Raw genomic sequence first — 16,410 nt, forward strand, 5'->3', positions numbered from 1 at the left:
TTGAAAAGACAAACATCGATTACCTATTGGGATACTAAATCTAAACAACTGCAGCCAAGACACCAGAAGATAAGCCAATAAATACTTATTTATATCAAGTGTATGCTAAGCTTTTAGAATGTTATAAATAGTTGTCTTCTGATTTTTAGTATGTTAGTTTAAATTCAATTAAGCAAGGTTCGTCGAGCAAGATGAGAAATATAAAACGCTTCTTGATTTGATAAAATACCACAATGAAAATACGCAGGAGTTCTTAAACCTGGCACTTTGAAGAACTACTATACTACGGAAAGTTATATAAAACGCTTCTTCGTGCAAAAGAAGTAGACGAATGATATTTTTTTGAAGCATCTCAATATAATTTCATTATAGATTTAGAACAATATTTGCAAAAAAAGACTTCGTTACAAAATAAAAATCTTTTAAATAATAACAGAGTGATGAAGCGCCTTTAAGTAAAGACACTTTAACGTTTTTTAACTTTCGTTTTTTTTTAGATTTTTTAACTTTAGCGAGAATTTGAAAGAATTACAACATGCAATTTATTGGACAAGAAAACAGCTTTTTGCCCGCATTTTCTGTTTGGTCAATTGAAAAACTAATAAACGTGTTGTTAAATAACGTGGCAAAGAGAGCTGATTTACAGTTTGTAAAAAAACAGTTTGGTTTAATTTCCTTCTTTCTTCTGTTGAAGACTAAACTTTTCGAATTTAAATTTTACAGATAAGTATCCCAATTTACCATCCAAAGGATTTCATTGTCTGTCTTACTTTTTTAGAAGAATATTTACTAATCATAAATACGAAACCATCAATAAAGTTGAAATTATTGTTTAACCAAATATACATTATGCGATATATCAACTATGGATATTCAAATTGAAAAACTAACCAAAACCTATGGGCCACAAACCGCTGTAAATGATATTAGCTTTGAGGTCAAGACAGGAGAAGTACTGGGTTTTTTAGGGCCCAATGGGGCAGGAAAATCAACCACAATGAAAATGATTACTGGCTATATAGGCATAGAAGAGGGTAATATCTATATAGGAGGTAAAAGTGCTGCAGATCCTGCCAACGATTTAAAAAAACACATTGGCTACCTTCCAGAAAACAACCCGCTGTACCTCGATATGCCCATTATAGACTATCTGGAATTCTGTGCTGCTCTTCAGGGCATAAACCAGATTGATATCAATACAAGGGTTCGAGAAATGGTTCGGATTTGTGGCTTAAATAGAGAAAAGCACAAAAAAATAGGCGAGTTGTCTAAGGGCTACCGTCAGCGTGTGGGGTTGGCTCAGGCCATGATACACGATCCTGAAATTTTGATTTTAGACGAACCCACCACGGGTCTGGATCCCAATCAAATTATTGAAATCAGGAAACTCATCCGCGATTTGGGAAAAGAAAAAACCGTTATCCTCAGTACCCATATCCTGCCCGAAGTAGAGGCTACCTGCGATCGTATTCTCATCATCAACAAAGGAAAAATCGTGGCAAATGGTACTCCGGAAACATTAAGAAAGCAAGCTCAGGGCAATGAGGTGCTTAAGCTGCGTATAGAAGACGGCAGTTCCGAAGCTATTTTACAGGCTTTACAAGCACTCGATACTGTTCAAGCCGTAGAGCAGGTACAGGGGTATTCCAATATGTTTGAGGTACAAAGCTTATCCGAACAGAGCTCCAAACGACATATTTTTAACCTCTGTGTTCAAAAAAAGTGGGTGCTTACCGAATTGACCCCAATGGAAACCAAACTGGAAGATATTTTTAGAAACTTAACGGTAAACTAATTATGAAAACAATCTGGATTATAGCCAAACGGGAATTGGCAACTTTTTTCGATTCGCTTATAGCCTATATCATCCTAGGGCTTTTTTTAGGGTTCAGTGGGTTTTTTACCTGGCTTTACGGAAATGACATATTTTTGGTAGGGCAGGCCACTCTCCGTGTGTTCTTTAATGTGGCCTCTTGGAGTCTTTTCTTTTTTATCCCGGCCATTACCATGAAAATGCTGGCAGAAGAAAGAAAAACAGGAACCTTAGAGCTTTTGTTAACAAAATCTATAACCGACCGCCAATTGATACTTGGTAAATTTTTAGGTTCAGTTTTGTTGGTGTGCATCGCTTTATTGGCCACCTTGCCCTATGTTATAACTGTTTCTAATATAGGTGACTTAGACAATGGAGGAACTATTTGCGGCTATTTGGGGCTTCTGTTAATGAGTACAGCATATACCGCTATAGGTATTTTTGCTAGTAGCATAACCACTAACCAAATCGTGGCGTTTATGACAGCCCTTTTGATAGGCCTGTTTTTCCATATAATTTTTGGGGTATTGGCTCAAAACTTTACGGGAAGTCTAGGTCAGCTATTTCAGTCCTTAAGCCTGCAGTCGCATTTTGAATCTATATCCAGAGGCGTTATAGACTCAAAAGACTTGGTTTATTTTCTTTCTATAACCGTTTTAGGGCTCTATCTTGGCGAGTGGTCCTTATCTAAAAGACATTTTGCTTAATCAATACAATGACTTATGAAAAAAACATACATAACGATATTATTAGTTCTTGGAATTCTCGTTTTTGCAAACTTAGTGTCCGAACAGTATTTTTTTAGGGTCGATCTAACCGAAGACAAGCAATATACTTTAAGTGAGGCCACAAAGAATATCATGAAGTCTTTGGAAAGCCCCATTACGGTTAAAGCTTATTTTTCTGAAAACTTACCGCCTAACATTGTGAAGACCAGGAGCGATTTTGAAGAGTATCTAATAGAATACGCTAGAAAATCCAACAATAATTTGGTATATACTTTTATTAATCCCAACGAAAATGAAGCGACCGAGCGCAAAGCTATTGAAGCGGGCATAAACCCGGTAATGATTAATGTGCGTGAGAAAGACCAAATGAAGCAGCAAAAGGCCTTTTTAGGAGCGGTTTTAGAGTTCGAAGAGCAAAAAGAGGTGATTCCGTTCTTGCAGCCTGGAGCTCCTTTGGAATATTTGCTGTCGTCGTCTATAAAGAAAATGACGATTGACCACAAACCGGAAGTAGGCTTGATGGAAGGTAACGGACAAGCTTCGATTACTGAACTCGCCCAAGTAAAAACAGCTCTGGATGTTCTGTACGATTTTAAACCTGTAAAAGTAAACGATAGTACGCCTGTTCCTGAAAGTGTTAAGACATTGGCCATTGTTAGCCCTACTGATACAATTAACGAAGCTAGCCTCGCCCAGTTGGATAAGTTTCTGGAAAATGGAGGCAACTTGTTTATTGCTCTAAACCGGGTAAACGGCAATTTAAATACTTCTTATGGGAGTGCTTTTTCTACAGGACTCGAACGTTGGCTTGAAGACAAAGGGCTACAGGTTCATGAAGATTTTGTTGTAGATGCTCAATGTGCAAGTGTGGGTGTACAACAGCAACAGGGCTTCTTTAATTTTACAACAAATGTATCTTTCCCATATATTCCTATTATAAGCAAGTTTGCAGACCACCCAATAACCAAAGGACTGGATGCTGTGGTTATGCAGTTTGCCAGTTCTATGGCGTTTTCAGCCAAAGACTCTCTTTCTACATTTACGCCTTTGGCTTTTTCTTCAGAAAATTCTGCAACGTTACGGGCTCCTCAATTTTTTGATATCCAAAAACAATGGACTCAAAACGACTTTAACGCTCCCAACCAAATATTGGCTGGTGTATTAGAGCAAACCCATAGTAACGGTAACCGTTCGCGCATTTGTGTGGTTGCAGATGGCGATTTTCCGGTTAACAAAGGTCAGCAGCAAGTACAGCAAGGCAATGTAAACCTCATGGTTAATGCCATAGACTGGCTAAGTGACGATACTGGATTGATAGACCTCCGGAATAAAGGCATTAGTTATCGCCCAATAGAGACCCTTGAGGATGGTACTAAAACAACGTTAAAATACCTTAACTTTTTAATGCCCATAGTATTGGTAATTGTTTATGGTGTGATAAGAATGCAAATAAATAAGAATAAGCGCAGTAGGAGGATAGAAGAAAATTACGAATAGAAACTAACGAAATAAAAGCATTAAACAGATGAAAAAAAACAAGATATTAATAGCAATACTCGTTGGTCTGGTTTTGCTGTTTGTAGCTACAAATTATTTTAAAAAAACGAGTAAGGTAAATTTTAAGGCCGAGGTTGTTCGGCTAGATGCTTCCCAAATTAGTAAAATCACTATTCGGCCTCCATCAACAACTAATGAAGAGGCCATTGTGCTTTCAAAGGATAACCAAATGTGGCATGTAGAGCAGGGCCAGGTAAAAACCCAGGCCAACCAGTTGTCTGTGAAAAATACATTAGACCAACTGGAAGCAATAGAAACCCAACAGTTGGTTGCTAAAACAAAAGACAAATGGGGCTCTTACGGATTGGTAGATTCCTTGGCTCAATGCATTGAAATACAGGAGCAGGGAAAACAGGAGCCAACAAAAGTTTATTTAGGTAAAACGGTTTATAAAGAATCTGGAAGTACAACATATGGCAGAAGGACTGCTGTTAATGGTGTTACTTATTTCAGGGTAAACAACGACCCCCAGACATATGCTTTAAAAAGTGGGATAACCAGTATTTTTAAAAGGAAATTCAATGCATGGCGTAATACCGAGTTTTTAAAGGTAGATAGAGAACAGATTACCCAATTGAAGTTAGAATCTAAAGATAATAAGGGCTTTTTGCTTTCTAAGAAGGGAACCGATTGGGATATGGAAGGGAAATCTCCCGATTCTACCAAAGTGGCTCAGTACCTTAATAGGCTACGCTACCAGAGCAGCTCGCAGTTTGTTGATGGGTTTGTTCCAAAACCTAAGGCAGATTATCAGTTAACAATTCAAGGCGATTCCATAGAAAGCTTAATTGTTAGAGCCTACCAAGATTCTACAGGGCATAAGTTCATCCTAAACTCATCGCAGCACCCCGATGTTTTTGTGGAAAGCGACTCTACTGGATTGTTTAAAAGGCTGTTTGTAAACCAAGAACATTTTTTTTAAATAACTTTCATTAAGGACAGTACAGGATAGATTTAATGGGATATTTCTTTTTTTTTGATAAAAGTTATAATGAAGTTTTTCTAAAAAAGTAGTTTTTTGTGCTTCATAATAATCTTCTATAGTGTTTTTATAAATGGTTCAAAATAAAATTATATTAAAGAATTTAGACGATAATGATAATCCTAAATACATTAAAATAGTTAATGGAATAAAGGAGTCTATTAATATAAATAAACTTAAAGAAGGAGATAGAATACCTTCAATTAATACTTTTAGTAAGGAATATAAAGTTTCTAGAGATACTGTATACAAAGCCTATGTACTGTTAAAAAAAGAAGGGTATATAGATTCTACACCAAATAAAGGTTACTACATTACACAAAGTAGGAAAAGAGTGTTACTATTAATAAGCACATTTAAGGCCTATAAAGAAGTATTTTATCATTCTTTCATGAGTTGTTTACCAAATAATGTTATAGTTGATTTACAATTTCATCACTATAATATTAAAAATTTCAAGTCTATGTTAAATGTAGACAACGGAAAGTATTATAAGTATATAGTAATGGGGTTTGATCATGAAGAAGTTAAAATAGCACTTTCTAAAATAAATAAAAATAAATTATTGTTAATAGATTGGAATGCAAATTTAAACTTGTTTGATAATTATGTTTTTCAAGATTTTGGAAAATCTTTTTATAAGTGTTTAAATGAAGCTAAACAGGTTTTTAAAAAATATTCAAAATTAGTTTTTGTGTATCCAGAATATACATACCATCCTTATGAAAGTGTTGAATTTTTTGAAAAATTTTGTAAAAAAAATAAATTTCCTTACGCTATTTGTGGTAATTCAAAAGAATTAAAGGTAGAAAAAACGGTTGCTTACATTTGCGTTAATGACCGTATTTTATACCAATTGTTAAAACAAAGTAGAGTATTAGGCTTAGAAGTGGGAAAAGAAGTAGGAATTTTGTCTTATAATGATACTCCTTTAAAGCAGTTTACTTATAAAGGTATATCGGTAGTTTCTATAGATTTTAAAGATTTTGGAGCCAAGGTAGCTAAGTTTATTTCTTCAGATGTTCCTTTACAATTATATTTAACAACTAAGCTTATCTTAAGAGATTCTTTATAAAGTTTAGTATGTAGTTTTATAGCTTAAATCAAAGAAGATAAGTTTATGTATTGAGTTTTTACACTATTCAAAAATGTAAGTAATTATTTCTTAATCTATCCTATTAATAAAATGGTAAATAACTTAAAAATTCACAAACTTTTAATTGAGAACTGTTATTGTTTTGTTAATAAATAATAAGATGGGCTTTTCTGGTTTGTAGTCTTGAAAAAGTTATTTTTTTTAGAAAAAACCATTATAACAGGATAGGGCAGGATACAATTGAGTTACTTTAATTGTAAAATTGTTTCATGTTATTATAACCATTTATTGTTAAAATTTTAACGGTTATGCTTACTAAATAAACTAAAAATATGTTAAAACTAAAATTCAAAATGAAACAAAAATTTAAGGATCAATTTCCTGTTTCTGTGTTAGTCTTATTTGTTGTTCTGGTTTTTACCAGTTTCTCAGCCAATAAATTACAAGCTCAGGAAAGGATTTCTGGTGTGGTAAAAGATGTTGCTGGGGTGCCTATACCTGGTGTGAGTGTTATTCAAAAAGGAACCACTCGAGGCGCATCAACAGATTTTGATGGAGAGTATTCTCTTGAACTAACCTCTGGTGAAAAAATACTACAATTTTCATACATAGGTTACAAAACTTTAGAAATTCCAGTAAAAGGACAAACAACTATTAATGTAACTTTAGAGGAAGATATTGCTACTCTAGATGAAGTTGTGGTTGTTGGTTATGGTAGGCAAAAGAAAGAAAGTGTAGTAGCTGCTATTACTCAAGTTAAAGGAGAGGATTTAATGGAAAGGACGGCAGGTATCTCTAATGTTGAAGAAGCATTGCAGGGAAATTTGCCTGGTGTAACCGCTATACAAGGTAGTGGAGTTCCTGGGGAAGATAATATGAGGATCTTTATTCGTGGACGAAGCTCATGGAATGGTAATGGCGACCCGCTTGTGCTTGTAGATGGTATTAAAAGGTCTATGAGTGATATAGATATGAACGATATTGAAAACATATCGGTGCTTAAAGATGCTTCTGCCACGGCAGTTTTTGGTGTTGAAGGAGCTAATGGAGTAGTGTTAATTACTACTAAGAGAGGTAAGGAAGGAAAAGCACAACTGTCGCTAAGTGTTAATACAACCATTAAAACAGTTTCTCAATTACCAGAAAAATTAGATGCTTATGATGGTTTGTTAGAAGCAAATAGTGCTATTTTAAGAGGGATAGCTCAAGCACCTAATACATGGAATAATTACACGCCATTAGCTATTGTGGAAAAATACCGTAACCCTTCTAGTTTAGAAGAAAGTTATATTTATCCTAATGTTGATTGGGAAGATGAGTTGTTGAAAGATTTTGCACAAGATTACAGAATTAATTTATCTGTACGAGGAGGTAATAAAACAGCTAAATATTTTGGTAGTTTGGCTTATCAAACTGTTAGTGATATTTTTGATGGAGGTAAGTATGATAATGGAAGAGGGTATTTAGGTGAGTATAGATATGATAGATTTAATTTTAGAAGTAATATCGATTTTAGTATTACAAATACTACAGAGTTGTCTGTTAATCTAGCAGGTTTTTTAGGTGTTAGAGAGAAGCCTGGTAACTTAGCTAATGTAACTAATGGGCTATACTTAGTAGCGCCAAGTCTTTACACGCCTGTATATCCAGATGGCTTGTATGGACAGCCGTTTAGTTATTTTAACGTATACGTAAACCCTGTAGTTACTTTATCGGCTTTGGGTTATGATAAATATAGAACCTTTCAAGTCAATACAGATTTTATATTAAAACAAAAATTAGATTTTATAACTGAAGGCTTGTCTTTTCAAGCACGGTTTTCTTTAGATAATAGCCAAAGAAGTGAGCAATCTTTAAATGATGGCGGTGTGGTTTATAGAGTTTATGATGGCGATGTAGAGAGTATTCTTACTCCAGATGTAACTACTCGATTCGATTATGTTCAAAGCCCTTGGTCTTTAGGTACTTCAGAAGTAGAGAACAATCAACGTGAACGTAGATTGGTTTATGACTTTTCATTTAATTACAACAAAACTTTTGCAGATAAGCATAACTTAACAGCGTTATTTTTAGTTAGAAGACAAGAGTCTGCAAAAGGAAGTGTTTTTCCAAGATATCGTGAAGATTGGGTAGGAAGGGTGACGTATAACTATGATTCTAGATACTTTTTAGATATTAATGGCGCTTACAATGGTTCTGAAAAATTTGGTCCAGGATATCGTTTCGACTTATTCCCTTCTATAGCACTAGGTTGGACCCCTTCAAACGAAACTTTTTTAGAGAACGCTGATTGGTTAGACAGACTTAAAATTAGAGGGTCTTATGGTGTAGTTGGAGATGATAATTTTAGTGGTAGATGGAAATATGCATCTCAATGGGAGTCTGGTGGGGCTGCATATTTGGTTCCAGGTTCGTATACAGGAAAATCGCCTTATACGTTTTATAGAGAAGATGTAGTAGGAAACCCAAATCTTCAGTGGGAGTCGGCTACTAAGTATAACATAGGAGCAGAGTTCTCGGTGTTTAATGGCTTATTAACTGGAGAGGTAGATTATTTCGCAGAAGATCGTGATAATATTGTAGTTATTGGTAATCAAATCCAGACTTTGCCAGATTTCTATGGAGCAACGCCACCAGATATTAATCAAGGAGTCGTTGAAATTAGAGGGTATGAGATTGTTCTTGGTTCTAGTTATACCTTTGATAATGGTATCAATATATTTGGTGATTTTAATTTTACACAAGCAATAGATAAAGTAATAAGAAGAGATGATCCATTTCTGGAGCCTGCTTATAAAAATGATGCAGGTTTTAATATTGGACAAAGAAGAACAGCTATTCCTGCAGGTATATTAACAAGTTGGGATGATGTTTACATGTCAACACCACAAAATGAAAATCAAGATTTAACACGTGTAGGATATTATGATGTTGTAGATTTTGATGGAGACGGTATTTATAATTCTGAATTTGATAATGCACCTTTCGGTTATCCTGAACAACCGCAAAGAACTTGGAGTGCTACTCTAGGTGCTCGATACAAAGGTTTTAGTATTTCAGCACAGTTGTATGGTACTCAAAATGCGTCTAGATTGTATAGTAACCAAACGTTTAGTAATTCTACACCTTTAATCTTTAAGCAAGATTTAGATTATTGGACAGTAGATACGCCAAATAATACAGATACACAACCATCATTTGGAGTTCTAGGAGCAACCAATCCTAGAGATAATTGGTTAGATGGGTCATTAACAAGACTTAAGGCAGTTACGTTATCTTATGATATACCAAAAAAGACCTGTGAAAAACTAGGGCTAAAAAAACTTCAAGTTTTTGCAAATGGAAATAACCTATTCTTATGGTCTGATATGCCAGATGATAGAGAATTTAACACTTCTGGAACGGCACAGTCAAGAGGAGATTATCCTACCTTAAAGCGATTTAACTTTGGTTTTAATATGAATTTTTAAAAAAAAGAACTAATGAAAAACTATAAAATAAAAATATTAATAATCTTAGGACTCGTATTCTCGTTTTCATGCGAAGACTATTTAGATGTGGCACCAGAGGCACTCATAGAGGAAGAAGATGTTTTTTCTACCTTTAAAAATGCGCAAGGATTTGTTGAAGAAATGTACGCTCTAGTAGTGTCTTATGAACAGCAAGCACATACCTTCCAAGATTTTCTTTTAGGAGATGATGGATTTGTTGATAGACCTACAAAAGCAAGTGGAGATATTGATGCAGGAAGATTTACCGATGTTATAAAAGATAATTTTTGTTACCTAAATAACCATTATAAAGCTGATTACGGATCAACAGGAAACAATTCAGCCAATGTTGAAAATCCAAATGCTTTTAATAAACAAAGACCTGGTTTATATGAAGGTAGTTTAAGAGGCATTCGTAAAGCAAATATTGTAATTAGAAATGTTGAAAGTGTTGAAAATGGAGGGTTAGATTTAATGGTAAATGCAACCCAAGCAGAAAAAGATGTTATTCTTGGTCAAGCCTACTTTTTTAGAGCATTTTTTCATAACGAGATTATGAAATTTTGGGGGCGTTATCCATATATAGACAAAGTATTAATTGATGATTTTAGAATACCACGTCCAGAGACTTATAGAGAAGTAGCTTTATTAGCTAACGAAGATTATAAAAAAGCCGCTGAATTATTACCTGTAGATTGGGATAACGAACCTTACGGGCAATTAACACTAGGCGAAAACAAGGGTAGGCTTACTAAAGGTACGGCATATGCTTTTCAAGGTAAAAACTTACTTTTAGCAGCAAGCCCATTAATGAAAGGTAACAATGTAACTATAGATACATATGACTATGATACCGAGTTATGCGATATGGCAGTTGAGGCTTTTTCAGGTATTCTTAAATTAGCAGACCAAGGGCGTTATGCATTAGCTTCATGGGAAAATTACGACGAAGTATTTTGGAAATCACCAACACCTGGTGCATGGCCAGGAGGCACAGAGTTTATATTTGCTGCAACTGGTGGTAACGCCATACAACCTCGAAGATTTATGACATCTGGAGTAAACAAAGCTATTCACACCAATTCTGCTGGATATGAGGTTATTAGTCCTACACATAACTTTATCCATAACAATTTTGGAATGGCTAATGGGCTATCTATAGAAGATGACCTTAGTGGTCTTTACGGACCAACATTGTATGATCCTACTAAACCTTTTGAAAACCGTGACCCTCGTTTTTATAGATGGCATATTATAGATGGAGATGTTATAGATCCTGGGGCTGACGATCCTCATAAAACAGCCCAACTTTGGTTTGAATCTTCTACTAACAAAGGAGTTCACCGTAGTACTGGTGCAGAAAACATCAAAGTATTAAATAATACTGGGTATATGTGGACTAAATTTTACCCTAAAGTTGACGGTAAGTACCATACCAGATGGAACCCTATTATAAGCCAATACGTTGGCGTACGTATGCATATGAGGCTTACAGATGTATATTTAATGTATGCAGAGGCACTGCATGCATCTAAGGGAGCAACCACAGCACCTGCTTCTTACAGTTTAACTGCGGAAGCTGCAATAAATTTATTGCGTGACCGAGCAGGTATTCCTCATGTGCACCCTAGTATAGTAGCAGATAACAACAAGTTTATGGATGAATTAAGAAGAGAAAGATCTGTTGAGTTAAGTTATGAGGCACATAGATGGGTAGATATTAGACGATGGGGAGTAGCCCATTTAGCTAAATACAGAAGAAAATTAGCTTTAGATTTTCCACAAAACAGAAGTAGTTTTACAGAAACACTTCTTGTAGAAAGAATTTGTGAGTTCCCTAAGCACTATTGGTTACCATTTCCAGTTGAGCAAACACAAATCTACGAAGGCTTTCCTCAAAATCCAGGATGGTAGTCTTGTACAAATTCGTTTTAATTAATATAAAGAAAAAAATGAAGATAAATAAATTATATAAGTTGTTTACTCTAGTTAGTTTAATGTTATTTTGCTTTTGTAATGTTACAATGGCTCAAACAAATGATACAGAGGTAACAGCAACTGTGGTTGATGAACAAGGTAACCCCCTAAGCGGTGTTGATGTTTTTAGCCCTAAAGGAGATAAGACATCTTCGGATGTTAACGGACAGTTTCAAATTAAACTATTAGATGAAGGTTCTGTAGTACTTGAGAAAAAAGGCTATGAATCTGTAATTATTGCTATGTCAGATTTAATCGATAATATTACTATGGTGAAATCGCCTTTCCTCGCTTCAGAAGATGACGAGATAAAGATGGGAGTAGCCACCAAAGATAGACGCAATATTATTGGTGCAGTATCGTCAATTAATACGAAAGAGCGATTAACTTATGACAATACCCAATGGGTTAGAGATTATATTAACGGGCTCATGTTAGGTGTAAAAGGCTCAGATAATGTTAGAGGTTTAGGAAGCGCTGTTTTTGTTATTGATGGTGTAATAGGTCGTGATCCTAATATCCTAAATATGGAAGAGGTTGAGCAGATAACAGTACTTAAAGATGCAAATGCTGTTGCTTTATATGGAAGCCAAGGAAGAAATGGCGTTATTGTTATTAATACCAAACGCGGAAAAGCTAATAAAAAAGAAATTAATGTTAATATTCGTTCTGGTATTCAAGTTCCTATTTCTTTACCTAACTATTTGAGTTCAGCGGCATATATGCAGCTTTTTAATGAAGCGAGAAAAAATGATGGGTTAGATAATTTTTATAGCCCTTCACTTATTCAAGAATTTAGAACAAGTTCTAACAAATATAAATACCCAGATGTAGATTTATATTCAAGTGAATATGTACAACCCTTTATTAGCTCTACAAGTATTATCACAGAGTTTTCTGGAGGAAATGATAAAAATCAGTATTATGTTAATGTGGGGTGGAATCGTAACGAGGATTGGGTTAATATTAATGATGATATTAATGCTGGAACAAACCGTTTTAATGTAAGAGGTAACATAGATTTTAGAGTAAATGATTGGATTACTAGTAGTCTAGATGGTATTGCTATTATAAGTACTGATAAATCGTCTAGAGCTAATTTGTTAAGCGCTGCAACTACGTTAAGACCTAATGCCTATTCGCCATTTTTACCTGTAGATGCTATAGACACAAGCGATCCTACAGTTGCAGGACAATTACAAGCAGCAAACACGTTTAATGGGATGCTTTTAGGGTCAACACAACAGTTTGGGGCAGATGCACCTATAGCTCTAGCTATTGCTGGTGGATATAAAAATACAGTGTTTCGTTCTACACAGTTTAACAATACCATAAATTTTGATTTAGATAGGGTAACAAATGGCTTATCAGCTAAAACCTATATAAGTTTTGATTTTTATGATTCTTACAATTTATCTATAAATAATCAATTTAAAACTTACGAACCAACTTGGGAGGGTGATAGCATAACAAGTCTTGGTGTTTTTGGCGAAGACTTACAAGATCAAACTGAAAATGTTAGTACTAATGGTTTTGTCTCTCGATTTGGTTTTTATGGACTTCTAAATTACGATACCACTTTTGCTAAGAAACATTCTATAAACACCACTTTATTAGGTTATTACAATTCGCAAAGAGCAAATGATGTTAAACAAACAGATGTTGATGCTCACTTAGGATTTCAAATGACTTATGATTTTAAGAAAAAACTGTTTGTTGACTTTACAGGAACCTATACTAATTCTATAAAACTACCAGAAGGAAATAGAGGTGGGTTTTCACCAACTTCTGGTATAGCTTACATTTTAAGCGAAGAATCTTTTTTAAAGAATAGTAAATTTATTAACTTCCTTAAGTTAAAAGCTTCAGCTGGTATTATAAAGTCTGATCGAGGAATTGATGGTTACTATTTATATGATGTAAACTATTCAAATGGTTCAAATTTTACTTGGGCTGATGGTAATTCTAATCGCAGGATAGATATTACACAAGGAGAAAATCTTGATTTAACATTTGAAGAGCGTATTGATTTAAACATTGGTTTCGAAGCCTATTTAAAGAATTCTCTATGGCTCGAGTTTAATTATTTTAAGTCTGAACTTGATAAGCAAGTAGGATTTTTGAATAATCTATATCCTTCTTATTATGATGACTTCAGACCATATAATAATTATGATAAGAACTTATATACTGGTTTTGAACTAGGGATGAATTTCAACAAAACTTTTAATGATTTATCTGTAGGTATTGGCGCTAATGTTTTATACAGTAAAACGGAAGCGGTTAAACGATCTCAGTTATTTGAATTTGATTATCAAGACACTGTAGGAAGAGAGCTTTCAACAATTTTTGGACTAGTAGACCAAGGTTTTTATGCGGAATCTGATTTTGATACAAATGGTAATTTAAATGCAGGTTTGCCTGTGCCACAATTTGGTAGTGTTCAACCAGGAGATATTAAATATAAAGATCAAAACGGAGACAATATTATTGATAATAATGACAGAGTTGCTATTGGGCAATCTAGTAGCCCTTGGACTTATGCAGTTAATCTTAATTTAAAATACAAAAATTTCAACTTTTTTGTATTGGGGGCAGGCCAAACAGGAGCCGACGGTAATAAGTTAAGCAGTAGCTATAATGAATATTATTCAGTTGACGGTAATGATAAATATTCTGAAGTTGTCTTAGGACGCTGGACACCAGAAACGGCAGATACTGCAACATTCCCTAGATTATCATCGCAAACAAATCAAAATAATTTTAGAACTTCTACGTTTTGGTTGTTTGACACGAGTTTCTTTAGAATTAACCGTGCGCAGTTAACATATGAATTTCAGGAAGCTTTTTGTAATCAATTAGGTATTGAGGATTTAAGTGTAAATATTTCTGGAACTAGTTTGTTTGAAATAGGAAAAAATAAAGATGTACGACAGTTAAAAATAGGAACAACACCTTTAACTAGAGCTTATACGCTTGGTTTGAGAATGTCATTTTAATATAATTAGAAAATTAAGATAAATAAAATGAAAAATTTAATAAAATATATAGTAATTGTGTTGGTCTTTGCTAGCATGATAGCTTGTGATACCTTGGAACCTATTGATGAAAATAGGTTAGGTTTTGATTATATTACCACGGATCCAAATGCAGCAGAAGGTGTATTATTAAATGGGTATACAGGCTTAGTTAATCAATATTCATTTTCTGAAGCAGCTACTGATGATGCTGTTAGTAATATTTTGAATAACAACTATAAGCGAATGGCGCTTGGCGAGTTAAATGCACAATTTAACCCTGCCTCCCGTTGGAATAGTTTCGAACGTGTATTTTGGGTAAACCAATTTCTAGAAATCATTGAAGTAGGAGAAACACAATGGAGTACAGATCCATTAACTAATGAAATGTTTCAGATGCGTATGAAGGGAGAAGCGTTAGCCTTAAGAGGATTGCACCATTTTTATGTGCTTCAAGCACATGCTGGTATAGGTACATCTGGAGATTTGCTAGGTATTCCATACTTTACCGAGTTTATAGAACCTGATGGTAACTTTAACATACCTCGTCTATCATTTGAAGCCTCGGTTCAGGCTATTATGGCAGATTTTGATGAGGCACTTAATTTATTACCAACAGATTATGGATTAGGCGCAGCAGAAGTAGACCCATGGTACGCAGATTTAGAAAATTTTGATTATGATAAATATCAATTAGTAAATGATAACTTTTTTGATTTACGTATTTCAGGAAGGATAGTAAAAGCCCTAAAAGCACGTTTGGCACTTTTTGCAGCAAGCCCATCGTTTTTAGATAGCCAAGATTATTATGAAATAGCAGCAAATAATGCCGCTGAAATTTTAAATACAATTGGAGGTGTTTCTGGTTTAGATCCAAATGGTAATGAGTTTTATAAATCAGATGATAACATATTGGGTAGTGAAATGCTTTGGCGTGGATCTATTGGAAATAATTCTTTTAACTATGAAAAAAGAATGTTTCCACCTTCAGTCAATGGAAATGGGGAGATTAACCCAACACATAACTTTGTAATGGCATTCCCAATGCAAGACGGTTACCCTGCAACAGAAGCTAATGGTTTTGATCCTCAAAACCCTTATGCTAATAGAGACCCTAGGCTAGAAAAATATGTTGTTGTTAATGGCGCTTCTTTTGGAGGTGGTACAATTAATACTGGTGTTGGAGGAGGAAATGACAGGCTAGATTCTATCCCTGGGCAATCAACAACTACTGGGTATTATCTAAAAAAATTATTACATCCAGACGTTAGAATTAATAATGATGGTACTGCTTCAGGTAAGAGACATGCCAATGTGTATTTTAGATATACAGAATTGTTTTTAATATTAGCAGAATCAGCTAATGAAATTGGAGGTCCTGACTATCAGGTTAACGGTATTAGTGCCCGTGATGTAATAGCAGCAATACGTAATAGAGCAGGAATTGCACAACCAGATAGTTACTTAGCATCTATTACAAGTAAAGAAGATATGCGTGAACTTATTAGAAATGAGCGTCGTATAGAACTAAGTTTTGAGGGACATAGGTTTTGGGATCTTAGAAGATGGGGATTACCTTTAAATGAATCTGCTAAAGGCTACTTTTTTAACGGAAATAATTATGTAGAGTTGCCTTCTGTTGAAATTAGAAATTTCCAACCATTTGCAACTTATATGCCAATTCCTAATTCAGAGACTGTTAAATTTTCTGAACTTGAGCAAAATAATGGCTGGTAGGGTAATTGTGTA

9 protein-coding genes are annotated in these 16,410 nt (G+C 34.6%); all 9 read left to right on the forward strand.

Annotated features, from left to right (window positions below; all coding sequences use genetic code 11):
• Positions 1-865: 865 nt before the first annotated feature.
• The 9 genes from BWZ22_RS10170 (at position 866) to BWZ22_RS10210 (ending at position 16,398) form a co-directional block, all read left to right on the forward strand.
• A complete protein-coding gene (locus BWZ22_RS10170) occupies positions 866-1,795 on the forward strand; it encodes an ATP-binding cassette domain-containing protein (RefSeq protein WP_076699784.1) in 930 nt (309 codons plus the stop codon).
• A gap of 2 nt (positions 1,796-1,797) precedes the next feature.
• A complete protein-coding gene (locus tag BWZ22_RS10175; RefSeq protein WP_076699786.1) occupies positions 1,798-2,520 on the forward strand; it encodes an ABC transporter permease subunit in 723 nt (240 codons plus the stop codon).
• Positions 2,521-2,535: 15 nt separating this feature from the next.
• Entirely contained in the window at positions 2,536-4,038 is a 1,503-nt protein-coding gene (locus BWZ22_RS10180; protein WP_076699787.1) for a Gldg family protein, read from the forward strand.
• Positions 4,039-4,066: 28 nt separating this feature from the next.
• Complete coding sequence (locus BWZ22_RS10185; protein WP_076699789.1) at positions 4,067-5,020, forward strand: DUF4340 domain-containing protein; 954 nt, start codon at positions 4,067-4,069, stop codon at positions 5,018-5,020.
• A gap of 133 nt (positions 5,021-5,153) precedes the next feature.
• A complete protein-coding gene (locus BWZ22_RS10190; RefSeq protein ID WP_076699790.1) occupies positions 5,154-6,155 on the forward strand; it encodes a GntR family transcriptional regulator in 1,002 nt (333 codons plus the stop codon).
• A 374-nt stretch (positions 6,156-6,529) separates the two neighbouring features.
• Positions 6,530-9,646: a TonB-dependent receptor gene (locus BWZ22_RS10195; RefSeq protein ID WP_076702421.1), complete on the forward strand. Its 3,117-nt coding sequence runs from the start codon at positions 6,530-6,532 to the stop codon at positions 9,644-9,646.
• A gap of 12 nt (positions 9,647-9,658) precedes the next feature.
• Positions 9,659-11,581 (forward strand): RagB/SusD family nutrient uptake outer membrane protein, encoded by a 1,923-nt coding sequence (locus tag BWZ22_RS10200; protein ID WP_076699792.1) that lies wholly within the window; start codon positions 9,659-9,661, stop codon positions 11,579-11,581.
• Between the two features lie 110 nt (positions 11,582-11,691).
• Positions 11,692-14,643: a SusC/RagA family TonB-linked outer membrane protein gene (locus tag BWZ22_RS10205; protein ID WP_076699793.1), complete on the forward strand. Its 2,952-nt coding sequence runs from the start codon at positions 11,692-11,694 to the stop codon at positions 14,641-14,643.
• Between the two features lie 27 nt (positions 14,644-14,670).
• On the forward strand, positions 14,671-16,398 hold the full coding sequence (locus BWZ22_RS10210) for a RagB/SusD family nutrient uptake outer membrane protein (RefSeq protein WP_076699795.1): 1,728 nt from the start codon (positions 14,671-14,673) through the stop codon (positions 16,396-16,398).
• Positions 16,399-16,410: the final 12 nt, after the last annotated feature.

The sequence above is a fragment of the Seonamhaeicola sp. S2-3 genome (assembly GCF_001971785.1).
Lineage (GTDB): Bacteria > Bacteroidota > Bacteroidia > Flavobacteriales > Flavobacteriaceae > Seonamhaeicola.